Below are 22,860 nucleotides of genomic sequence, written 5' to 3' on the forward strand. Positions count from 1 at the left end.
AGCAATGTTATTATCAAATATAAAACATCTCTTTATCGCAATAGGACCGGTTGTTATAGCTTCGCTAGTCTATATATTCGGTACCTCCATGCTATTCTTTAGTTCTGGCGATCAACTAGAATTCTCTTATCTACTTTCACTTATTTGTTTCATGCCCTTAGGGTTCATTATTTTACCGCATTTTATAGCAAAAAAGAATAATCTTTATTCAAGCGAGCATGACATTCGATTTGGTTGGCAATCATATGTAATATTAGCTGTTTTAATTTTCTTGGTCAATCACTTCTTTATCAAAAGCAATGAATATTTCCATCAAATGATTATTTCAGCCTGCGAGGAATTCCTCTTTCGGTTTGTCCTCTACAAGATTTTGTGAAAGCATTATCGTTTCTGGCCAACAATTATTATCACTTTCCTCTTGTTTGGATTCGTTCTTCATTTGAACTATCCATTCATAGACAATTTAACGCTCAGAGCGCCAATAGGCTTTCTCTTTGCATTACTGGCTTCACGTTTTGGGCTGCAATATTCGATTGCTGGTCACTGGCTTTATAATCTAGTCATTTCACAAATTTCTTTTTAGGAGGTCTCATTATGACACTATTATTCATCACTGCAATTATCTATATCATTCTTACATTAGCTGGTTCACATTTTTTACTAGCATTATCCGCACCGACCTTTGCTTTGCTGGTCTACATCTTACCACTTGTACTTAATTTCCTAGTGACAAAAGTGCAAAAGGATGACAAGCAAAAATTGATTGCAAGTGTGATTTGTCCAACCTTATCTTTATCATACTATATCGGTCTTACTTATTTGTCCTCATCTTCAGGTGTTTGGTCAAAATTTGTTGAAGCCAATAGCGTGGCAAACAGCAGTGTGAGTATGGAAATTACAAAAACACCGCTTGCTGCTTCACAACTTATCTTTGTTGCATTAGTTTTCTATGGTATCTCATTAGCAGCATATTTTATCGCGAAATCATCAGTATCTAGAAATAAAGGAGTTCAACATGCTTAAGGTTGAAAAAATTTCAAAAAAATTCTCAGGTAACGATTTTTATTCTCTCAAAGATGTCAGTATGGAAATTGAAAAAGGAGAGATTGTTGGTCTTATTGGTAAAAACGGTGCAGGGAAATCAACCCTGATGAAATTGATGGCAAAATCTTTAAAGCCAACATCTGGAACCATTACTTATAAGGAAGAAGATATTAACAGCCGCGACAATGTATTGGATGATTTTGGGATTATGATTGACCCTGTCTTCTATCCGGAAATGTCTGTTATTGATAATTTAAAATTCTACCTCAAATTACACGGCAAACAAGATTTATATCCTAATATTGAAAGTACTTTGAAAATTGTTGAACTTTGGAACGCTCGGAATCGTAAGCCAAAAGGCTTTTCATTTGGGATGAAGCAACGGACAGCTTTGGCAATTGCTATGGTGGCTGAATCCGACTTCCTTATTCTTGATGAACCTTTTGTTGGTCTGGATCCAATCGGAGTTCAAAAACTCATTGATATTCTCAAAAAATGGTCAAGCGAACGTCAAATCTCCATGTTGATTTCCAGCCACCAATTGGGAGAATTAGAGGCATTATGTGACCGCTATATTTACATTGATGCTGGGCAGTTAGCTGATTCATTCTTGGGACAGGAAGCTCAAAGTGTTGTTGTCCACTTGACAGAAGGGGCAGATCTAGAGTTCTTGCAGACACTCTTATCAGAATCTGTCAAATTGAACAACAATCAACAATTAGAGATTTCGACTGCCGCTGACAAGGAGACCTTGAATACCGTTTGGTCAAGTCTTGGAAACTATCATCTCATTGAAAGTATTGAAATTAAAGAAAATCATCTTAAAGATGTTTTTATGAAAGGATAAGTCTATGAATGGCATTTTTTCAGCAGTATTAGAATCAGTTTGGAAGCGCAAGGAAACCAAAATATTCTTGGTCTTCGCCCTCTATCCTTTGATTTACTATGTTGCATCTTTCTTTGGAGCATCAAACTTTATGCAAATTGATGTTGGACAAGGAGTCCAAGTTGGCTACCTCGATTTTGCTGACATGATGCTCAATTCAATAGATGCAATGATATTGCCAACCTTAGCCCTGTATTTTTTAACCATCTCAGTGTTTAAACGCGAGACGGATGATCATACCATGTTTTTATATAAGGATATTAATCGTAAGACGATCTTTCTATTGAAATTTTTCAGCCTAGCCCTTATCTTAGTGCTCTACTTTATTCTATTCCTTGCGGTAAGCATGTTTGTTCATTACAGTCGTGTTGTCAACATGGATTTTGGCAGCAGTCGCTTTGGATCTGATAATCTCTACAGCACCCTCTATGTCATCATTAATCTATTGGTGATCTTTCTTAAGGGGATTTTGTCCATTGCCGTAGCAGCATTTCTTTCTCTGCGCTTTGGAACAGGGGCAACCATGGGAGCTTCCATTGCCCTCTCTCTAATGATGGCCGTTGCCTCCATTATCGGTGGTCCCATTGCCATGATCTTCCCAAATGGTTACAACCAGTTTTTCAAAGGCATCAGTGATATTTGGATTCCTTTGGTGGGTTCAGTATCTGTTACTAGTCTCTACACTGTCATTTGTAATTATTTTAGTATTGAAACATTTAAGAATTTGGAGTTTTAATGATGACAAATCAACTGTTCAAATTGCTGATTAACTTCCTTAACAAGCCAAAATTTATTTTAGGGTTTGTCCTAAGTTTGATAGGAACAAGTTTAGGTATTTTGCTGCCGCAGCTAATTGGTAAATTATTAGATGTAAAGTTTTTAACAGAAATCACTTCCCGGCCAAACGTGTTAGCTGGGATGGTTCTATTTTTTATTTCTGCTTATGTCATTCGGGCAACCTCATCCTATTTAGTAGGTACATGTGGTAGCCAAGCTTTAAATAAAATTCAAAAATACATCTATAGTCACCTTTTAAAAACATCGGTTCAGGAATTGGATACCTATCAGTCTGGTGACTTGGCCAGTCGTCTGACAAATGACATGTCCATTGTTCTCAACTTCATCACAGTTGTCGTCCCAAATTTATTGTTAAATTTCATTATCATTGCTGGTTCAATTTACTTTTTATTCACAATCAGTCCATCAATGACTCTGATTAGTTTATTTATTGTTCCAGTGCTGCTGTCGATTATTGTTCCTATCAATACTCGACTAGAAACCTACTATAACAATTACCAAACTGGAGTTGGGGAAATTTCTAGCCGTATCAGTCATAAGTTTGTTCACATCCGTCTCATGAAGGCTTTTCGCGGAGAGCGTAGTGAAGCAAGAGAAATGGGAAAATCTTTTGACCGCCTGACTTCAAATTATAAAAAAATTATCGGTTGGTCTTCCTTCCAAAACACCCTAATCAGCAGTCTGATGATGGGATTCATTATCCTGATTCTGGTTTTGGCTGGTGGTGAAGTGGCTAGAGGGACAATGACAATGAGTTCATTAATGACTTTTGTTCTTTATCTTACGCAGATGATTGATCCAATATCAGATATTTCGGAAGCCATGACTGAAATTAGTGAGTTTAAGAGTGTTTCAAACCGCTTAATGGAGGTCCTGAAGCTGGCCAAAGATGATTATCGTGAGGATAAATTTAGTCTTGAGAATACAGCTATTAACATGAGCGGAGTCCATTTCGCTTATGATACAGATAATATTTTGAATAATTTGTCTGTTCAAATTCCTTCAGGCAAGCATGTTGCCATTGTTGGTCCGAGCGGGGCAGGGAAATCGACTATTTTTTACTTGCTAATGAAATTCTACCAAGATTACCAGGGAAGTATCCAAATTGGTCAGCAGGAATTGAAGAATTTATCACCCAGCCAGGTCCGTCAAATGATTTCTTACATTCCTCAAGATAATACCTTATTTCATGGCACAATCCGTGAAAACTTGCTTTATGGGAAAAATAGTAGCGTTTCGGAAGAACGTTTACAAGAAATCCTTGAGCAACTTGATTTATCTCGGGTAGTTGATGAATTGGAAAAAGGTATTGATACTGGGATATCAGATAGTGGATCGGGACTTTCAGAAGGACAAAAGCAACGCTTTAACATTGCCAGAGCCTTTCTAGTGGATCATCCTATCTATCTTTTAGATGAGGTAACAGCCAATCTTGATAGTGTTACGGAGAGCATTATTAGCAAGGCGATTGATAAGTTCACAGCAGGAAAGACTCGGCTGACGATTGCTCACCGCCTGAATACGATTAGAGAAGCTGATTATATTCTGGTTTTAAATAAGAATGGGTCTGTTTCAGATTTTGGAAAGCATCAGCAATTGCTCCAACGCAGCGGTCTCTACAATCATTTCCTGTCTGAATTGCAAGAAGCAAGCTAGGAAATGGATGAATACTGAATGAAACTATCTATTAAGAATTCTTAGTGAATCTCAAGAAGTTCTTTCAGCTTTCTAAGTTCTGGACAGCCACCTGAAACAGTCTATCTATCCTGGGCTGTCAAAGATTCAATCGCCATGCCTTGATCTTATACGAGCATATTCATTGCAGCAAAAATCAGACTGCTTTACTATTAGAGTAGATTTTCTGTCGTTCCCTCAAATAGCCAGATTTGCTACTTTGTTTTCTTATTTCAAGGTATTTTCTCCGTACTTAAAAGTAGCATTACTCTCTTGTAAAAGCTTATAATAAAACCGTGGGGGACATGTGAAAAAGTGATTATTTTTCTTAAGCATAACAAAAGACAGCCATGATTGCGCAATCATGGCTGTCTTTTGTTATACACGTTTCAGAAAGATTACAAAACTGTTTTTTGTTTATGTATTTGATGTCTAAAGCGCTTTTTTAACATTGAAGACTTTATTATGTTGTGATATGATAAAAAAGTCATTGGGTCATATAAAAAGGCCTGATCTTATTTTTTTATTTTTCAGAAGATGTTAGATTGATAAGAAATGTAATCATCAATGTATTGGCATATTTCATTTTTATCAAGTTCTTTGCTGCTTATGACCCCCAGAAAGCTTATGTGGGTTCTGAAAATCATTGTATAATTGAGTTGATCAGAGACTAAAATAATTTGATCTGAGTAGCCATTAGAACTAAAACGGATATATTTTGATTGTTGAATACCATCCCAATCTTTTAGTGTAGAGTCATCAATGATGAAGAATAGATTAACTTCACTAAGTAAAGGAAAATCTATGTGGTGAGAAATGACTAAGCGATGACTTGGATATTTTTGTTTTAAATAATCTTGGATAATGATTTCTAAGTCTGTCTTGTAAAATAAGGGCTGAATGAGATAAATCATTATTCTTCCTTTCCGTTTTTAATAACATTATAAAAAAATCGAAGGATTAGAGTTGCAAATATCATAAATAGGCTTTTTTTTGTCACAAATGGAATTAAAGTCTAAAAATTAATGTGTATTGATTTTGGAGAGGTGTATTATGTTAAATATATTTATATTAGAGGATGAGTATTTACAACAAACTCGTTTAGAAAATATCATTAAGCAAAGTGCTGCTTCAAAAAATTTAAAGTACAGACATTTAGAAATATATGGGAAACCCCAGCAACTGCTAGATGCTATTACTGAGAAAGGGAATCATCAGTTATTTTTTCTTGATATTGAAATCAAAGGGGAAGATCAAAAAGGAATGGAGATTGCCCGTGAAATTCGCTTAAAGGATCCTAATGCTGTTATTATTTTTGTGTCAACACATTCAGAATTTATGCCTGTAACCTATAAATACCGTGTTTCAGCACTGGATTTTATTGATAAGGGATTGCCCGAAGAAGAATTTCAAAAAGCTGTCGTTTCAGTATTGGCTCATGCTTATGAGCATATGGGGCGCACTATTGGAGAAGATGCCTTTATCTTTAAGAATAAGCATTCACATGTTCAGGTTCCCTTTTCGGATATCCTTTTTTTTGAGACCTCTACAACTGTTCATAAGGTAATCCTCTACACAAAGACAGGACAATTAGAATTTTATGGAAAAGTATCAGAAATCGCTACATCTGATGAACGACTGTATCAAAGTCACCGAGCCTATGTCGTTAATCCTGAAAATATTGTCCGCATTGACCGATCTAATCATTTAGTTTATTTTGAAGGGGATGAGTCTTGTTTTGTCTCCAAGTTAAAATTAAAAGGGCTGATTGAAAGAGTGGAGAAATAAATAGTGGTAGGTAGTATATATAGTGGGTTAATCATTCTAGTCGATTGGCTGATTAAATTATTTGTATTCAGTAAAATAAGCGGTCTGAAAATAGACTTAAAAAAATTCTGCTCATTCTGACTGGTATCCTTATTTTTACTTGGGTCTCACAAGGACTGGGGCCGTTCATTGAATCATTTTATCTTCTTTTTATACTGATCTTTATTTTACGGCCAAGATGGAAACCTTCTCAATATCTCTTTTATGGCTTAGTGCCGATTGTGTTAGTGGATTTATTTCAGCGAATCACAGGGATTTTTATTGTAAAACACTTATTCGTCTTCAATGTGAATACCTCTAGCGATGATTTTATCTTTAGCCTATTCTCTCTTCTCGTATTTTTACCCGTTTACTTCTTATTCATTCGAATCATGCAGGTTGATTTTGAGAATATTGATATCATTTTTAACGGTAAAATGTATAAAAGGTCATCGTTTATATCATCAATGCTTTCCTGCTGGTCTATTGTTTGGTCATCAATCCTTTAATGATTTGGAATAATCAATCTCAATTCTCGCTTGAAGTTCCAAATTATAAGTTCAGCATTGATGTGACTCGCTTTTACCTTTTATTCTTTATTGCAGCCATTATTTATGTTAATTTTAGGGTGAAGGATCAGCTGGACAAGGAACTGCGCCGTTCAAAAGAACGGCAACTGAAATCTCTGTCAGAGTATAGTAAACATGTAGAATCTCTTTATCGGGAAATCCGTAGCTTTAGACACGATTATACTAATATTTTAGTCAGTCTTTCTCAGTCCATTCATAATAATGATTTACCCATGATCAAGCAAATTTATAAATCTATTTTAGAGGACTCGGATAAAAAATTTTATGATGCCAAATATGATATGGCTAATTTGGCAAATATTAAGGATGAAGCATTAAAAAGTATTTTATTTGCAAAACTAAGTCAGGCTCAACATGCTGGTATTGATGTGACCATTGAGATCATTGAGCCGATTGGAGCACCTAATATGGAATTATTGGATGTTATCACTATCCTTTCAATTTTGCTAGATAACGCTATTGAAGCTTCTCTAAAAGCAGAGAAACCAAGTTTTTTGTTTGCTTACTTTAAAGAGGGGGATCAGACTATTCTTATTGTTGACAATGCAACAAAACTTGATAAAATTGATACTAAATCAATATTTAATTACGGGGAATCCAGTAAAGGTGAAGACAGAGGAATTGGTCTAGCTAATGTTAGGGAGATTCTAGGAAAGTATCCCGATGCCAGTTTAATGACCACTAGTTCCAATTACCGATTTAGGCAAGAATTACGCATTCTCGAAAAGAAGGCGTACATGCCAAGTTTGGATAAAGGCAGCTGAGAGCTTTGAACTTTATGCTGAATGACATCAAGCTTGTCAATGTCCGGGCATCGCTGTCGCTCGCAGAAGCAGGTCAATTAGAATCTCTTAAGTTATGAGATCGTGGACCGGACTAGAAGCAGCATGAAAAAATTATATATTCAAAGTGCAATAGTGAGTGGACTGAATTTTAGTGTATTTTTTAAACGATGATAGGCTTTGCCTTGTCTTGTTTAGAGTTAAAGGGAGCTGAAGCACCATTTGGCGAGTTGGACGGTTTAAAAAATTATCATAGGTTTACAAGAACTTTTTGCCCCTTTTCATTATAGGCCGCATGAGATTTTTTCTACACCCAAAAAGGCTCTATAATCTCTGCAGTAGGGTTACCTTACCCCACTACAGAAATTATAGAGCTGGCTTTTTTAGTTTAAGGCGGCTGACCATCTTAAATAAAGGCCTCTGAACGTTTATGAGGTTTAAAGGCGGCGATCTGTCACTATTTTTTCGCCTTTGCTAGCTTTTTAAATCGGTTTTTCAGTGGCTTTAATCGGCTGTCATTGCAGCCAGCTGGTCTACGGCTTTAATAAAAATTTCGGGCTTCTCAGCATGGATATCATGCCCGCTTTTGATATTGTCAATAAAGGTATTCCGACTTAATAGTTTATTAACACGCTTAGCATCTTTATCATCCATAGCGCTGAGAAGGATGCCGTTATCGTCATAATAACCTTTCATGCTGGCGGGTCTGGCGGTGTGCAGCAAAATAGAAGGACACTGAATTTTTTGGAGTGTATCTTCCTGATCGAAACTGTCAAACCAAGAAAAATCATAAAAAGCAAGGCCGAACCGCAAGTCATATTCTCCTGTTCCGTCTTGTAAATTAGCGGTCAAATCATAGATTTCATTGATTTTCAGCTCAGGCGGGTAATACCAGATTCTGGGGATACGCTGAGGATGTTTCTTCATATAGTTTAAGGCTGGGTCTTTGACAATTTTGTCAAAAGGCTTTTGCCCGCCGAAAAGCTCCGCCATATAACTGTGCTCTAAAGAATAACGGGTGAAATTCTTTTGGCCGCTTGACAGAAAATCCGCCATATCTTTGAATCCCAGCCAAGCAAAGGTCGTTTCTGCCCGTCCTTTTTCAGTGGAAAAGAAGGGAGCATCTTCTATCAGGAGGCCGCTGACTGATTCTGGTTTATTAGCAGCTATCCAAGCAGCGATCAGGCCGCCGGAGGAGTGTCCGGAAATCAGTACTGGCTTTTGGATGACAGAATCTATGAAGTAAATCAGATCCTGACCGATAGGTACTGCCGAGTATTTTGTCGGGTCTTTGCTGGATCCGCCGTGTCCGTAGTAATCAACAGCGTAAATATGATAGCGCTGGGAGAGTTCTCCCAATACTTTGGCGTAATCTTCCCAAGATACTTGCTGGCCGTGCAGCAAAACTAAGGGGGCTCCATTATCAGGTCCTTCGCCGTAATTTAAAACGGCCCCATCCGGCAAACGGACTTGTTTTTCCTCAAACTGGGCTTTTTCAATCAGTTTTGCGGCTTTTTGATCATAAGTCATATTGCGGTGGGCGTAAAACACCAAGCCCAGACCGGCACAAATTAAAAAAACAAATAAAATGATAAGCATTGTTTTCCTCTTTTTCCTGTTTTTCATTTCTTATTCCCCTGTATATCAGCTGAGAAAGGAATATTCTTCTGTCCGCCCTCAGCTGTCCTTTTCATTAATTTCAAGAGCCCGGTAACTTTCTAAGAAGAAATTGACATCTACTAAAGCCAGTCCTCTGTCTACATCGCCGATTAACAGTAAGTCATCCCCGGGTTCGATAGAAAAAAGTTTTCTGGCTCTTGCTGGCAGGCTGATCTGTCCGCCTTCCTGAACGGTCAGACTGCCAAAGATGTATTTGCCTTTTGTGTGGGGGAGTGACAGGAGTTCAGTATCCAAGTGCAGCAAATCCTCAATACTAACATCAAACAGCTCGGCCAGTTTTGCACAGGATAAGACATCTGGCAGACTGTTTCCTGTTTCCCACTTGGCAACAGTCTGTCTGGAAACTCCGATTTTTTCAGCCAGTTTTTCCTGAGACAGACCTTGTTTTTTCCTCAATAATTTGATGTTTTTATCAATCATCGTTTTCCCGCCTTTCAATGTATGCCTTTAAGTATAACAGAAAAGCAGAGACTTACAAGCAACTGTCTCTGCCATATTGGACTTATTCTGTTAAAAAAAGGAGCACCACCTATAGTTGCAGCGTCTCAAAGTTCTAATGTCTGACTGATTCGTGTTTAGTATTTAAAATGAAGCTCTTCCCCCAGAATTTACTGCTCATTCAAAAACTCAGACACATACTTTTGCTTTATTTTGCTTGCATTTACTTAGAAAATCTTGTATAATAATATTTTGTGAGTATCCCTCACTTACTCGTGGCAGGAAGTCATGAGTCATTAGTCCAAAAGGAGGAACAAATCAATGGCTAAATACGAAATTCTTTATATTATTCGTCCAAACATTGAAGAAGAAGCTAAAAATGCTTTGGTAGCACGTTTTGATACTATTTTAACAGACAACGGTGCTGTTATTGATGAATCAAAAGATTGGGAAAAACGTCGCCTGGCATATGAAATCCAAGATTTCCATGAAGGGCTTTACCACATCGTTAACCTTGAAGCAAATGATGCCGCTGCTCTTAATGAGTTTGACCGTCTTGCAAAAATTAATGATGACATTCTTCGCCATATGGTCGTTAAATTAGACGCTTAAGAAGAAGGTAATTTATGATTAATAATGTAGTACTTGTAGGCCGCATGACCCGTGATGCAGAATTGCGCTATACCCCAAGCAATCAGGCTGTAGCAACATTTACTTTGGCTGTTAACCGCAACTTTAAAAATCAAGCTGGTGAACGTGAGGCTGATTTTATCAATATCGTGATTTGGCGGCAGGCTGCAGAAAATTTGGCTAACTGGGCTAAAAAGGGAACTTTGCTTGGAATTACAGGGCGGATTCAGACCCGCAATTATGAAAACCAGCAAGGTCAGCGAGTTTATGTAACGGAAGTTGTTGCTGATAATTTTCAAATTTTGGAGAGCCGTGCTGTGCGTGAAGGCAACAATGCCGGCAGTTATCAGTCTGCGGGCGGGAACCAGTCTTTTGGTGCTCCCTCACAAGGCACTGCTCAGCAGCCTTCGCAAAATCAAACACCTAATTTTGGCAGAGATGAGAGCCCCTTTGGCAATTCAAACCCATTGGATATCTCAGATGATGATCTGCCGTTTTAGGAAAAAACAGATAAGGAAAAGTGCTTTTGTCCAAACCTTTACTTTTCCTGTATATGTTTAGCAATAATACGAATCGAATACAGCCTAAAATCCCAGTGAAAAAGATTTAGTTCATCGCGATGTGATACAAGGATAGTAAGGACCGACTTAGCTGTTCTGGCGGAGGTGCGCTGCGAGATCAAAAGATTTCGGACTTACCATTAGCCGCAGCAAGCTGACGGTTCTGGTTCACTCTCTGGTTTAGCATCTTTTCATGCGGTTTTTTCATGGCTTTTGCATCTTTAAATAAAGGAGAAATAGTATGGCTCAACAACGCCGCGGTGGCTTTAAACGCCGTAAAAAAGTTGATTATATCGCTGCAAATAAGATTGAATATGTTGATTATAAGGATACTGAGCTGCTCAGCCGCTTTGTTTCAGAACGCGGAAAGATTCTTCCGCGCCGTGTGACAGGCACATCAGCTAAAAATCAGCGTAAAGTCACAACTGCAATCAAACGTGCGCGTGTTATGGCTCTCATGCCTTTTGTTAATGAAGACTAAGCACTGTCTGTCTTTAGCAGGCAGTGAGATCCTGTACTGATAACATTAAAAACAGTTATAAGTTTTATGGTGATTCCCAATCGGCTTTATTTGTTAGCTTTGTTGGGAAGACGCCAATGCTTATAACTGTTTTTGTTTTTGCAGGAAACTAGGAACGCTTTTCCTTTGCTTTGTAGGCAAGCATAAACTTTTGTGGCGGCAGCTCTATTCTCTGCTACAGGCGTAACAGCGGCTATTTGCGCCAGAAGACAGAATAGTAAACGTGCGAGAAAGCTGGTTTCTTCGAAAGCGCGAATCTGCTCCTTTTTGAATATTAGCAACAATAAAAAATCAGTAGTATGCCTGACAAAGCCACAGCTCATTTCGCCTACTTATGATTTCAGAAAAGTGCTTAGGATTGCCGTTGCTGAGCTGTTAAGGCATTCAGAATATTATATTTTCTTTTGAGGTAGAAGCGCAGGGCGAGAGCTGCACCTCCAAGAAGGGTCAAGGCATACCAAGGGAGCTGAGGATTGGCTGCTGCTGGCAGAAGCGCTGTAGCAGAGTATACGAGGACAAAGGCCAGCATAGCAGCACCCAGAATGAAGAAAGTTTTCAAACGTCCCGGCCGCTGATCCCTTTCTTTGCCTATGTGGCGGTAAAGAAAATGGTAAGTGGCATACATGACAGCTCCAGCGCCAAATCCCAGTGTAAGCAGTGATAGGAGACCTGTAGCAGCCGTATTGCTGTTGAAAAGCATGAGGACGCCGTTAAGCAGTGCAACGATTCCTAAAAAAAGGAGCGAGGTATCCAGCCACATCAGCCAGGGATTGGTGTTTTTTTCTTGCTGTTCATCTCCAGCTTTATTCTGGCCGCCCCGCTGAGGAGTAAAGGAGGCTGCCCAAGCTGTTGGCGAACCCAGAAATGAGCGGGCAGGAATGCTTTTTTCTTGCTTTTCTAAGATTTCAGGCAGAGCTTCTTCAAGAATAGCCCTGATCTCTGTGTCTGTCTTGCCATCATCTGTAAATTGGTGTGTAGCAATATGTATGAATTCCTGATTTTTCTTAGTTAATTGTGAAAGTAGCTCTTTGTCCATGATTCCTCCTTAAATTAAGATACAAAGCCCGTAAAGAAATCCGTATGAAAATGACGGTAAGCCAGAAATCTTCGATTTCATGGGCGCACCTCTGCCAGGACGGCTAGAAGGGTGCGGTCGGCTGCAAAGCCGATAAAGCCTTCAGCCCGTCTACGGCTAGGGTTATTTAGCAAAATACTTGCCTCACGCTGGCAGGCAGCTTTTCACTAGGATTTTAGGGCGTGTTCAGTTCCAAATAAGTTTAGCCCTTGCTGGGGATAGCTAATTACTGCAAAAGCCCTCAGGAAGCCTGAGTTAAAACCATTTTTTTCTGATAAAGTAAACAACAACGATGGCGCTCATTATTGAAGCGATAAAGACGATATGCCAAAAGGCATGAGGCAGGCCGTTTAAGGGCAGCCAGTTGTTTTTAAAGTTCATACCGTAGGCAGAAAAGATAACGGTCGGAATATCCAGAGCCATTGTCATCAAAGCTAAGGTTTTCATGATAGTGTTCTGATTGTTGTTAATAATAGAAGCTGTGGTTTCGGTCATGGCATTGAGGACATTTTCATAGATCCCCGCCATTTCAATCGCTTGCTGTGTTTCAATCAGGGTATCCTCCAGCAAATCCTCATCTTCAATATATTTTTTCAGACTGCTGGTGCTGCTGGAAAGCTTTTTGACGATACGTTCATTAAATTTAAGTGAAGCTTTCAAATAAACGATGGATTTTTCCAGCTCCATCATGTCAATTAGCTGTTCATTCCGCGTTGCGCCTTCCAGCTGCGCTTCAATTTTGTCGCTTTGCCGGTCAATCGTCCGCAGGGCAGCCAAATACAGTTCAGCATTGCGGTAGAGGAGCTGAAAGACAAAACGGGTCTTCATAAAGGTGTAAAAATTGCGCACCCGCCGGTTATAAAAATGATCAAACAGTGTCAGTTCTTCCAAGCAAGTCGTGATGACAGCATTTTTGGTTACGATGATACCTAAAGGGATGGTCACATAATAACTCTTGTTATTGCGCTCTTCATAGGTTGGAACGTCAACGATAATAATAGTGTAATTATCTTCAACAGAAATCCGGGAGGTTTCTTCAACATCAAGAGGAGCGCGCAAATCAGTAATATCAATGTGAAACTGTTCAGCTAATTGACTCGATTCTTCCTGGGAGGGGTTGACCAGATTGATCCAAGCGCCAGGCTCGAATTGTTCAATTTCTTTGAATTCTAATGCTGTTGAAAGAAACATTTGCTTCATGACAAGCCCTCCTTCGAAGTATGATAGTGTGCTGAAAGTCTGAAAAAGGTAGGGTCAGTCTCGTTTTCAGACTGCATTGAATTTTCAGCAACTTATGCACACTGTTCTATTATACTATAATTGTTGAATTTTGGGGCAGGAGATTCCTATAATTTTTTGATATAATGTTAAAGACAGTTAGATAGGAGGATATGCTTTCAGAAAAAGCATGTAAGCTATGCAGGATAAACTGATAATACACGGGGCCAGAGCCCATAATTTAAAAAATATTGATGTTGAAATTCCGCGTGACAAATTAGTTGTTGTAACGGGTCTTTCCGGTTCAGGAAAGTCGAGTCTGGCATTTGATACAATCTATGCTGAGGGGCAGCGCCGCTATGTTGAGAGTTTGTCAGCCTATGCCCGGCAATTTCTCGGAAATATGGAAAAGCCAGATGTAGATTCTATTGACGGGCTTAGTCCTGCTATTTCTATTGACCAGAAAACAACCAGCAAAAATCCGCGTTCTACAGTGGGGACGGCGACAGAAATCAATGATTATCTGCGGCTGCTTTATGCGCGCGTCGGGATACCTTACTGTATTAACGGCCATGGCGCCATTACCGCTTCTTCTGTTGAGCAGATTACAGACCAGATTTTAAGCCTGCCGGACCGTACTCGGATGCAGATTCTGGCGCCGGTTGTCCGCCGTAAAAAAGGGCAGCATAAGACTGTTTTTGCCAGGATACAAAAAGACGGCTATATCCGTGTTCGTGTGGACGGAGAGATTTTTGATATTGCCGAGGTGCCTGAGTTGTCCAAAAGCAAAATGCATAATATTGAAATTGTTGTTGACCGTCTGATTAATAAAGAGGGTATCCGCAGCCGGCTCTTTGATTCGATCGAGGCAGCTCTGCGTTTGGCTGACGGCTATGTTATCATCGATACGATGGATGGCAATGAGCTGCTTTTTTCAGAGCATTATTCCTGCCCTGTCTGCGGTTTTACGGTGCCGGAATTGGAACCGCGGCTCTTTTCTTTTAATGCGCCTTTTGGCTCCTGCCCGACCTGCGACGGACTGGGCAGCCGGCTGGAGGTGGACTTGGACTTGGTAATTCCTGATAAAACCAAAACACTGCGCGAGGGGGCTCTGGCTCCTTGGAATCCGATATCATCGCAATATTATCCGGCGATGCTGGAACAGGCTATGGCTGCTTTTGGCGTGGATATGGATAAGCCGTTTGCTGAGCTGTCCGAAGATGAGCAGAATTTAATTCTTTATGGTTCCGGTGAACGTGAATTCCATTTTCACTATATCAATGATTTTGGCGGTGAGCGCGACATTGATTTGCCGTTTGAAGGAGTGGTTAATAATATTGATCGGCGCTATCATGAAACAGCCAGCGACTTTACGCGCAATGTCATGCGCGGCTATATGAATGAACTGCCTTGCATGACTTGCCGCGGCTACCGGCTTAACGAGCAGGCGCTCTGTGTCCGGGTTGGCGGTGAAAGGGGACTGAATATCGGTGAAATCTCTGATTTATCGATTGCTGATCACTTAGATCTGCTTAAGCGCATTGAACTGTCCGAAACAGAAAAAACCATCGCTGCACCGATTGTAAAGGAAATCAAAGACCGTCTGACCTTCCTGCATAATGTCGGTTTAAATTACTTGACACTTTCGCGTTCAGCTGGCACTCTTTCCGGCGGCGAAAGCCAGCGGATCCGTTTGGCGACCCAAATTGGCTCCAACCTGTCCGGTGTTCTCTATATTCTTGATGAGCCTTCAATTGGTTTGCACCAGCGCGATAACGACCGTCTGCTTGCCAGTCTGAAAAAAATGCGGGACTTGGGCAACACCTTGATTGTGGTGGAGCACGACGAGGATACCATGATGCAGGCGGACTGGCTTATTGATGTGGGCCCCGGTGCAGGCGACTTCGGAGGAGAAATTGTCGCTTCAGGGACACCTAAGCAAGTGGTTAAAAGCAGGAAGTCAATTACCGGTCATTATTTGTCAGGTAAAAAGGCCATAGCAGTGCCTTCTGAACGCCGTTCAGGCAGCGGCCGTTTCCTTGAGATAGAAGGAGCAGCAGAAAATAATCTGCAAAATCTAAATGTCCGTTTTCCTTTAGGAAAATTTATTGCTGTAACCGGAGTGTCCGGATCGGGCAAATCCACTCTAATTAACGGCATTCTCAAAAAAGCGGTGGCTCAAAAACTGAACCGCAATTCAGCTAAACCAGGAAAATATAAGACGATTACAGGAATCGAACACTTGGAGCGGCTGATTGATATCGACCAAAGTCCAATTGGACGGACTCCCCGCTCAAATCCAGCAACCTATACTGGGGTTTTCGATGATATCCGCGATTTGTTTGCTAAAACCAATGAAGCTAAAATCCGCGGCTACAAGAAAGGACGTTTCTCTTTTAATGTTAAAGGCGGCCGCTGCGAAGCTTGCTCAGGGGACGGTATTATCAAGATTGAAATGCACTTCCTGCCGGATGTTTACGTTCCTTGTGAGGTTTGTCACGGAACCCGTTACAACAGTGAAACCCTGGAAGTTCATTATAAAGAAAAAAATATTGCCCAGATTCTTGAAATGACGGTCAATGATGCGGTTGATTTCTTCGCACCAATTCCTAAAATTGCCCGTAAACTGCAGACCATCAAAGACGTTGGTTTGGGTTATGTTACTCTCGGACAGCCTGCAACAACCCTTTCAGGAGGAGAAGCACAGCGGATGAAGCTGGCTTCTGAACTCCATAAGCGTTCGACCGGCAAAAGCTTCTATATCTTAGACGAACCGACAACAGGTCTCCATACGGACGATATTAAACGTCTTCTTAAGGTTCTTGAACGTTTTGTGGACGACGGCAATACCGTTCTTGTCATCGAACACAACCTTGACGTGATTAAGACAGCTGACCACATTATAGATTTAGGTCCGGAAGGCGGTGTTGGAGGCGGTACTGTCGTTGCCACAGGAACTCCGGAAGAAGTCGCTCAAGTCAAGGAAAGTTATACAGGACAATACCTCAAATCAAAATTAAAATAAATCAAAATCCGGCAGCTCAGCCGGATTTTTTGTGTGTTTAGAACAAAAATTAACACATAAAATATTTAAACGGAAGATATTATATGATGGTAATAATATGGACAAATGATAAGCTTAGAGTTAAAATATATGTGAAATAATTAAAATAAATTTAGGAGATGACGATATGGCTGATATTATGCTAACTGATATTTTTAGGTTTGATAATTTGCTCTCACAGCCGAATTATAAGGGGAAAAGGATTAAACTACGTTTTAATAAAAACTGGGGTGATTTTAATTTTGTTAAAGAATATCAAGAAAATTCAGATTTATTTATACCATATTTATTAAGTATGCATCCTAAAAGAAATAATAATTCTGATATTCAATTTCATTTTATTGAAGTTCGCCCCCATCTTTGGTTATTTGTAGGAGCATATAATATTATCAGAAAAGACAGTGAAATACTGAGGGACCACTTTAGAAATTGGGATGTCGTATATGCTAAAGCAGAAAGATTAACAGAGTTTGATAAATATATAAACAGAATAATCATTAATTATTCATTACCATCTCGAAGTTTTTTCTATGTAGATAAACGTATTATTAATTCAGTTCCAGTTAGTGAAATATTATCTGAAGACTATTTTGAGAAAAGCAAAGATTTTCCTGGTTATGAAAATATTTCACTATCTTACCAAGAATTGAAGCAACATCTGCATAGCAGTATTTGGTATGAACATTTAACCGCAGTGTATGGTGTTTATTTGATTACAGATATTAAAACAGGGAAAATGTATGTTGGTTCAGCTTATGGAAATAACGGTGTTTATGGTAGATGGTCAGTCTATTTGAGTGACGGATATGATAAAACTGAACTGGAAGGTAATCGTTATCCGAATAAAAAGTTGAGAGAAGTGGTGAATAAAAATGGTATTAGATATATTCAGAAAAATTTTCGATATACTCTTCTTGAGATTTTTAGTAAAAATGAGCTTGGTAAACAAAAGGCTCTTAATCGTGAAATTTACTGGAAAGACGTCTTACAAACCAGAATGTTTGGCTATAATATAAACTGAGGAAAACTGAAATGGATATGAGAGACTATGAAAAACAGGAAGAATTGCGGAGGGCTAATGAGTTAACCGCAGAAAATAATCAAATCCAGAGAAAGCAGTTAGAGCAGCAGGAAAGACAGAGCTTAGAATCGTGGTATCAGCATGAGGAAGCGCTACAGGCAATAAGGGAAATTGAAAAGAATAAACAGACTGATCAATTTGAAAGGGATATGGATGATAGAATCTTTGAACTCAAACTAGAGATTGCTAAAGCAGAAGATGACAAAGCGAAAAATGAATTGCAAAGCTTACTAGAAGAAGAAAAACAGAAACGAGAAAGCTATTATCAGGAAAAGCAAGCTAAACTGCAAGCGAAGGCAGCTGCTCATGAAGAGGCAATAAAGAAAGCTCAAAGACAACAGCTTCTTTCTAGCATAAAAAAATTTTTTTTAATATTTTTTCTATTGATGATAATCTTTGCTGGTATAATTTGGTATTTTTCATCCAGTAATAATAACAGTTCGAAAAAATCCTTTGATACAAGAACTTCAAGTATAGTGGTAACAACAAATAGTACGAATGAAACCGGTACTTCTTCGGTTACTGAAGAAGCATCACAAGATACTAATTTCAACGTTCAGGTTACCATTGATGATTTGAATATACGAGAGTCAGCAAGTGCTTCAGCGAAAATTGTTGGGCAATGTCCTAAAGGAACTTATACTATTGTGGAAACAAAGACGGCAGATGGTTATACATGGGGAAAACTGAAATCTGGTAAGGGCTGGATTGCTTTAGATTATACTGAACAGTCAAATACAGAATGGGCAATGGTTTATCATTATTACTACGTCCAATCAGATACTTCTAGTTTAATGCAAGCAGGATTAGAATTAAAGACAAATGGGGAGGCGGTTCTGTTTCTAAATGGAGCTGAAATAATGAGTGCGAATCAAGGGAACCCAGTTTTAGGAAAATATATTATAAAAAAATATTCTGCAGACAAGCAGATAAGGTCTTATGTTGTTGACCAAAAAACAACTGTGGCAGGGGGAAATTCCCCACAGATTATAACTATTGTACCGGATATAATTATTGAAATTCATATCTCTAAAGAAGAACTGCAAAAAGCTGGTGAGAACCTGGCGGAGGATCAATATTTAATTTATTATGGCTATCAAAATTCTTCAGGTCAGCATGTTTTGACTGATGGTGATTGGCCGATGGTTTTTTTCCATAGAGGAGAGTAATCTGATCAAACCGTAGGATTTGTTTGTGAATTCCCCCTCTTTTATGGAAGAGCTGAACCCTTTTCGATTTGTAAAGCAACTGTATAAAAATTAACTGTTACCTATTTCCTAGAATTACTGCTGAAATCATGATAGAATAAAGGAAAACTATATGATGAACAAGGGCTTTTATGGAACAAAGAATCCTCAATTTTGAACAAAAACTTGCTCAGTCGGAGCTTGATGGTTTTCTAGTCACTAATTTGCTGAATATTTATTATTTAACAGGCTTTTCCGGGACTGAAGCCACTGTTTTTATCTCTAAAAACCGCCGGCTTTTTCTGACTGATGCCAGATACACGTTGATGGCAAGAAAAAGTGTTCAGGGTTTTGATATTATTGAAACACGTTCACCTTTGTCAGTGCTTGCCAACATCGTCAGCGCAGACGGTCTTTCCCGTCTGGGATTTGACAAACAGGTCACTTTTGCCTACTATCAAAATCTTAAAGCCTGTTTAGCAGGAGTCGAACTGGCTGCAATGGATGATTTTACAGAAGAACTGCGTATGATTAAAGATTCCAATGAAATTGCAGCCATTAAGCGTGCCTGTCAGATTTCTGACCAGGCTTTTGCTGATGTTTTGAGCTTTATCAAACCGGGAGAAACCACTGAATTGGAAGTCGCCCATTTTTTAGATTTTCGCATGAGAGAATATGGAGCAGCAGGTATTTCTTTTGAAACTATAGCAGCTTCTGGCGGCCGTTCGGCTATGCCCCATGGAACGGCGACAGACAAGGCTATTGTCTCTGGTGATATGCTGACGCTGGATTTTGGCTGCTATTACAACCACTATGTCAGCGATATGACACGTACCGTTCATATCGGTCCGCCAACAGATGAAGAATTTGACATTTATGAGACCGTTTTAAAGGCTAATCAAAGCTTGATTGAAGCGTCTAAAGCTGGCCTTAGCTACCGTGACTTTGATAGGATTCCGCGCCAAGTAATTGATGAGGCAGGATATGCTCAGTATTTCACACATGGCATTGGACACGGGATTGGTCTTGATATTCATGAACGTCCTTATTTTGGCAATGCTGATGGGGTTGTTGAAGCTGGCATGGTTGTTACTGACGAACCGGGAATTTACCTAGATAATAAATACGGTGTCCGTATTGAGGATGATCTTCTTATCACTGCAGCAGGCTGTGAGGTACTGACACAGGCACCGAAAGAACTGATTATGCTTTCATGAAACCAGTATTTAAACTGCCGTTTTAGCAGAGACAGGTGCCTAGGTCCTATTGACAAAGTTGAATACGGCCTAAGCTTTTTTCAAAAAAGAGACGCAATCGAAGGAAGCGCAATCTGACGTATGAGTGTGGCGGCTTCTGTGAATTTGCTTACCAGCATGATGCAAGCAAATTGCTAAACAGCCCTAGCCGTAGCTGACTGAAGGCTTTGTCGTCTTAGCAGCCGCCCGCACCCTTCTAGTCATCTTGGCAGGGGTGCGCCGACGAAATCACAGATTTCGGGCTTACCGTCTTTTCATACGGATTTTTAACGGCCTTTGTATTTTGAGGAAGGAATATTTTTTATGGTGAAGGATAAACGCCTATCTTGGCAGGATTATTTTATGGCTAATGCAGAACTGATTTCTAAGCGCTCAACATGCGATCGGGCTTTTGTGGGAGCGGTGTTGGTCAAAAACAATCGCATTATTGCTACTGGTTATAACGGAGGTGTTTCGGAAACTGCTAACTGTAATGAAGTTGGACACCAGATGGAAGACGGGCATTGCATTCGAACAGTTCATGCGGAGATGAACGCTTTGATTCAGTGTGCTAAAGAAGGCATTTCGACTAATAACACAGAAATCTATGTGACGCATTTTCCGTGTATCAATTGTACTAAGGCACTTTTGCAGGCCGGTATCAAAAAGATTACCTATAAGGCTAGTTATCACCCCCATCCTTTCGCTATTGAACTCCTTAAGGCAAAGCAGGTTCCCTATGTCCAGCACGATGTGCCGGAAATCAATCTGGGGAATGGCTTAAAGCCTATTACGGAGCAGAAAAAAATTTGAGTGCTTGTTTATTTTATGATAAAATGAGATGATAACTATTTATAAGAGGTAAAAACAATGATTGAAGCAAGCAAGCTAAAAGCTGGGATGACTTTTGAAACGGCAGACAAGAAACTGTTAAAAGTGCTGGAAGCCAGCCACCACAAACCCGGCAAAGGAAATACGGTTATGCGCATGAAACTGCGTGATGTACGAACCGGTTCCACATTTGATACAACTTACCGTCCGGAAGAAAAATTTGAACAGGCTATTATTGAGACTCGGCCTGCACAGTATTTGTATCAAATGGATGATACGGGCTTTTTCATGGATACTGAAAATTATGAACAGTATGAAATTCCGGTCGTCAATATCGAACAAGAGCTGCTCTACATTCTTGAAAATTCTGAGGTGAAAATCCAATTTTACGGCAGTGAGGTCATTGGCATAACAGTGCCAACTACGGTTGAGCTGACGGTAACTGAAACACAGCCGTCAATTAAAGGGGCTACGGTAACTGGTTCAGGCAAACCTGCAACTCTGGAAACTGGTCTTGTTGTTAATGTGCCGGACTTTATTGAAGCAGGGCAAAAATTAATTATTAATACAACAGAAGGAACTTATGTTTCGCGTGCCTAAGCCTTAGAGCCGGAGCTATAGAAAGGAATGCTATGACAACTGAAAATATTGGCGAAATTGTTATCTCTCCCCGAGTGCTTGAAGTGATTACTGGAATTGCTGCGACTAAAGTTGAAGGTGTCCATTCGCTGCATAATAAAACGGTGACTGACGGGCTCAGTAAAGCAACTTTGAGTAAAGGTGTCTATCTGCAGACCGAGGAAGATGGAACAGTTAATACGGATATTTATGTTTATCTGCAGTACGGTGTTTCTGTTCCTGAGGTTGCGATGGCTATTCAAAAAGCAGTGAAGGCCGCTGTTTATGAAATGGCAGATGTTGTGGTTTCGGCGGTTAACATCCATGTTCAAGGGATTGTAGCTGAAAAAACAGCAAAACCCGATATGAAATCTCTGTTTGATGAGGATTTCCTAGATGACTAAGACATTTGAAGATTCGCGCCGTGATTTGCGTGAGCGTGCTTTTCAGACTTTATTCAGCTTAGAACTTGGCGGCGATACTCTGGGAGCTATGCAGTTTGCTTACGATTATGATAAGGAACAGGAAAATCAGGAAATCCCTGTTTTTCTTTCCAGCCTTGTCACAGGAGTTTTAGCCTATCAAAAGGACTTAGATCAGATAATCAGCCAGCACTTAAGAACAGGCTGGTCTTTAGAACGCCTCACATTAACGGATAAAACCTTGCTGCGCTTAGGGTTGTATGAGATTAAATATTTCAAAGAAACACCTGACCGTGTAGCGGTTAATGAGATTATTGAAATTGCGAAAAAATATTCTGATAAAACATCCGCAAAGTTTGTTAATGGTCTGTTAAGCCAGTTTGTTGTCGAAGAGAAGGACGAAGCTGACAGTCCTGTCTGATTAGGCTGCAGAGCTTTTAAAAAATATAACAGGGTGAGCAAAAACGAAAATTTTTGCTCACCCTGTTTTTGGTTAAAAATGCGATTATAGTCATTTTACTGCAAAATATAGAGAGTCTCTTGCTTATTAGCAGAGGCTATTGAATTATGAAACCGTTTTCGCTATAATGTAAGAAAGTGAAGTTTACTGAACTGATCTGGTCTTTGTATCTTATTGGAACTGAACACGCCCTAAAAGCTCGGAAAAAAGATGCCCCTCCCTCGTGTTTTGCAGCACATCGGTCGGGTCCCTATTTTTCAG

Annotated in this window: 23 protein-coding genes; 18 read left to right on the forward strand and 5 right to left on the reverse strand. The window is 39.7% G+C overall.

The features are described 5' to 3' along the window. The first annotated feature begins 4 nt into the window (after positions 1–4). The 5 genes from DDV21_RS11870 to DDV21_RS02295 all read left to right on the forward strand — a co-directional run bounded on the left by DDV21_RS11870 (position 5) and on the right by DDV21_RS02295 (position 4,384). A complete protein-coding gene (locus DDV21_RS11870) occupies positions 5–376 on the forward strand; it encodes a hypothetical protein (RefSeq protein WP_241964690.1) in 372 nt (123 codons plus the stop codon). A 218-nt stretch (positions 377–594) separates the two neighbouring features. Then, on the forward strand, positions 595–1,023 hold the full coding sequence (locus DDV21_RS02280; RefSeq protein ID WP_116877432.1) for an Msa family membrane protein: 429 nt from the start codon (positions 595–597) through the stop codon (positions 1,021–1,023). Further along, the gene (locus DDV21_RS02285; RefSeq protein ID WP_116877431.1) at positions 1,016–1,891 is read left to right on the forward strand and encodes an ABC transporter ATP-binding protein; all 876 of its coding nucleotides are present in this window, start codon (positions 1,016–1,018) and stop codon (positions 1,889–1,891) included. Before DDV21_RS02280 ends, DDV21_RS02285 begins: the two co-directional genes overlap by 8 nt. Positions 1,892–1,895: 4 nt before the next feature. Next, a complete protein-coding gene (locus tag DDV21_RS02290) occupies positions 1,896–2,666 on the forward strand; it encodes a hypothetical protein (protein WP_116877430.1) in 771 nt (256 codons plus the stop codon). A gap of 2 nt (positions 2,667–2,668) precedes the next feature. Further along, complete coding sequence (locus tag DDV21_RS02295; protein WP_116877520.1) at positions 2,669–4,384, forward strand: ABC transporter ATP-binding protein; 1,716 nt, start codon at positions 2,669–2,671, stop codon at positions 4,382–4,384. Positions 4,385–4,932: 548 nt separating this feature from the next. Here the strand turns inward: DDV21_RS02295 and DDV21_RS02300 are convergent. Continuing rightward, a complete protein-coding gene (locus DDV21_RS02300) occupies positions 4,933–5,316 on the reverse strand; it encodes a hypothetical protein (protein WP_116877429.1) in 384 nt (127 codons plus the stop codon). A 139-nt stretch (positions 5,317–5,455) separates the two neighbouring features. Between DDV21_RS02300 and DDV21_RS02305 the strand changes: the two genes are divergently transcribed. Continuing rightward, complete coding sequence (locus DDV21_RS02305; RefSeq protein ID WP_116877428.1) at positions 5,456–6,190, forward strand: response regulator transcription factor; 735 nt, start codon at positions 5,456–5,458, stop codon at positions 6,188–6,190. Positions 6,191–6,716: 526 nt separating this feature from the next. Further along, positions 6,717–7,562: a sensor histidine kinase gene (locus tag DDV21_RS02310; protein WP_116877427.1), complete on the forward strand. Its 846-nt coding sequence runs from the start codon at positions 6,717–6,719 to the stop codon at positions 7,560–7,562. Between the two features lie 522 nt (positions 7,563–8,084). Here the strand turns inward: DDV21_RS02310 and DDV21_RS02315 are convergent. Next, a complete protein-coding gene (locus DDV21_RS02315) occupies positions 8,085–9,179 on the reverse strand; it encodes an alpha/beta hydrolase (protein ID WP_241964691.1) in 1,095 nt (364 codons plus the stop codon). A 78-nt stretch (positions 9,180–9,257) separates the two neighbouring features. Next, positions 9,258–9,680 carry a helix-turn-helix domain-containing protein gene (locus DDV21_RS02320; protein ID WP_116877426.1) on the reverse strand — a complete coding sequence of 141 codons (423 nt, stop codon included), beginning with the start codon at positions 9,678–9,680 and terminating at the stop codon, positions 9,258–9,260. Positions 9,681–10,019: 339 nt separating this feature from the next. On the opposite strand from DDV21_RS02320, the gene rpsF reads away from it, so the two are divergent. The 3 genes from rpsF (at position 10,020) to rpsR (ending at position 11,369) form a co-directional block, all read left to right on the forward strand. Then, a complete protein-coding gene (rpsF, locus tag DDV21_RS02325) occupies positions 10,020–10,310 on the forward strand; it encodes a 30S ribosomal protein S6 (protein ID WP_116877425.1) in 291 nt (96 codons plus the stop codon). Positions 10,311–10,324: 14 nt separating this feature from the next. After that, positions 10,325–10,828 carry a single-stranded DNA-binding protein gene (locus tag DDV21_RS02330; RefSeq protein ID WP_116877424.1) on the forward strand — a complete coding sequence of 168 codons (504 nt, stop codon included), beginning with the start codon at positions 10,325–10,327 and terminating at the stop codon, positions 10,826–10,828. Between the two features lie 301 nt (positions 10,829–11,129). Beyond that, the gene (gene rpsR, locus DDV21_RS02335) at positions 11,130–11,369 is read left to right on the forward strand and encodes a 30S ribosomal protein S18 (RefSeq protein ID WP_000068664.1); all 240 of its coding nucleotides are present in this window, start codon (positions 11,130–11,132) and stop codon (positions 11,367–11,369) included. 391 nt (positions 11,370–11,760) lie between these two features. Here the strand turns inward: rpsR and DDV21_RS02345 are convergent, their stop codons facing one another. Together DDV21_RS02345 and DDV21_RS02350 are read right to left on the reverse strand one after the other, a co-directional pair. Then, a complete protein-coding gene (locus tag DDV21_RS02345; RefSeq protein ID WP_116877422.1) occupies positions 11,761–12,444 on the reverse strand; it encodes a DUF1129 domain-containing protein in 684 nt (227 codons plus the stop codon). 294 nt (positions 12,445–12,738) lie between these two features. After that, positions 12,739–13,683, reverse strand: coding sequence for a magnesium transporter CorA family protein (locus DDV21_RS02350; RefSeq protein WP_116877421.1), 945 nt, complete (start codon positions 13,681–13,683; stop codon positions 12,739–12,741). A gap of 217 nt (positions 13,684–13,900) precedes the next feature. Between DDV21_RS02350 and uvrA the strand changes: the two genes are divergently transcribed. The 8 genes from uvrA to nusB all read left to right on the forward strand — a co-directional run bounded on the left by uvrA (position 13,901) and on the right by nusB (position 22,560). Continuing rightward, positions 13,901–16,726: an excinuclease ABC subunit UvrA gene (gene uvrA, locus DDV21_RS02355; RefSeq protein WP_116877420.1), complete on the forward strand. Its 2,826-nt coding sequence runs from the start codon at positions 13,901–13,903 to the stop codon at positions 16,724–16,726. A gap of 166 nt (positions 16,727–16,892) precedes the next feature. Further along, positions 16,893–17,786: a GIY-YIG nuclease family protein gene (locus DDV21_RS02360; protein ID WP_116877419.1), complete on the forward strand. Its 894-nt coding sequence runs from the start codon at positions 16,893–16,895 to the stop codon at positions 17,784–17,786. A gap of 11 nt (positions 17,787–17,797) precedes the next feature. After that, positions 17,798–19,015: an SH3 domain-containing protein gene (locus tag DDV21_RS02365; protein WP_116877418.1), complete on the forward strand. Its 1,218-nt coding sequence runs from the start codon at positions 17,798–17,800 to the stop codon at positions 19,013–19,015. A 170-nt stretch (positions 19,016–19,185) separates the two neighbouring features. Beyond that, positions 19,186–20,250, forward strand: a complete 1,065-nt coding sequence (locus tag DDV21_RS02370) for a M24 family metallopeptidase (protein ID WP_116877417.1) — start codon at positions 19,186–19,188, stop codon at positions 20,248–20,250. Between the two features lie 342 nt (positions 20,251–20,592). Continuing rightward, positions 20,593–21,081, forward strand: coding sequence for a deoxycytidylate deaminase (locus DDV21_RS02375; RefSeq protein ID WP_116877416.1), 489 nt, complete (start codon positions 20,593–20,595; stop codon positions 21,079–21,081). Positions 21,082–21,138: 57 nt separating this feature from the next. Then, entirely contained in the window at positions 21,139–21,699 is a 561-nt protein-coding gene (efp, locus tag DDV21_RS02380; protein WP_116877415.1) for an elongation factor P, read from the forward strand. 32 nt (positions 21,700–21,731) lie between these two features. Beyond that, entirely contained in the window at positions 21,732–22,121 is a 390-nt protein-coding gene (locus DDV21_RS02385; protein ID WP_116877414.1) for an Asp23/Gls24 family envelope stress response protein, read from the forward strand. Beyond that, positions 22,114–22,560, forward strand: coding sequence for a transcription antitermination factor NusB (gene nusB / locus DDV21_RS02390; RefSeq protein WP_116877413.1), 447 nt, complete (start codon positions 22,114–22,116; stop codon positions 22,558–22,560). Before DDV21_RS02385 ends, nusB begins: the two co-directional genes overlap by 8 nt. Positions 22,561–22,860: the final 300 nt, after the last annotated feature.

Source organism: Streptococcus chenjunshii, from assembly GCF_003086355.1.
GTDB lineage: Bacteria > Bacillota > Bacilli > Lactobacillales > Streptococcaceae > Streptococcus > Streptococcus chenjunshii.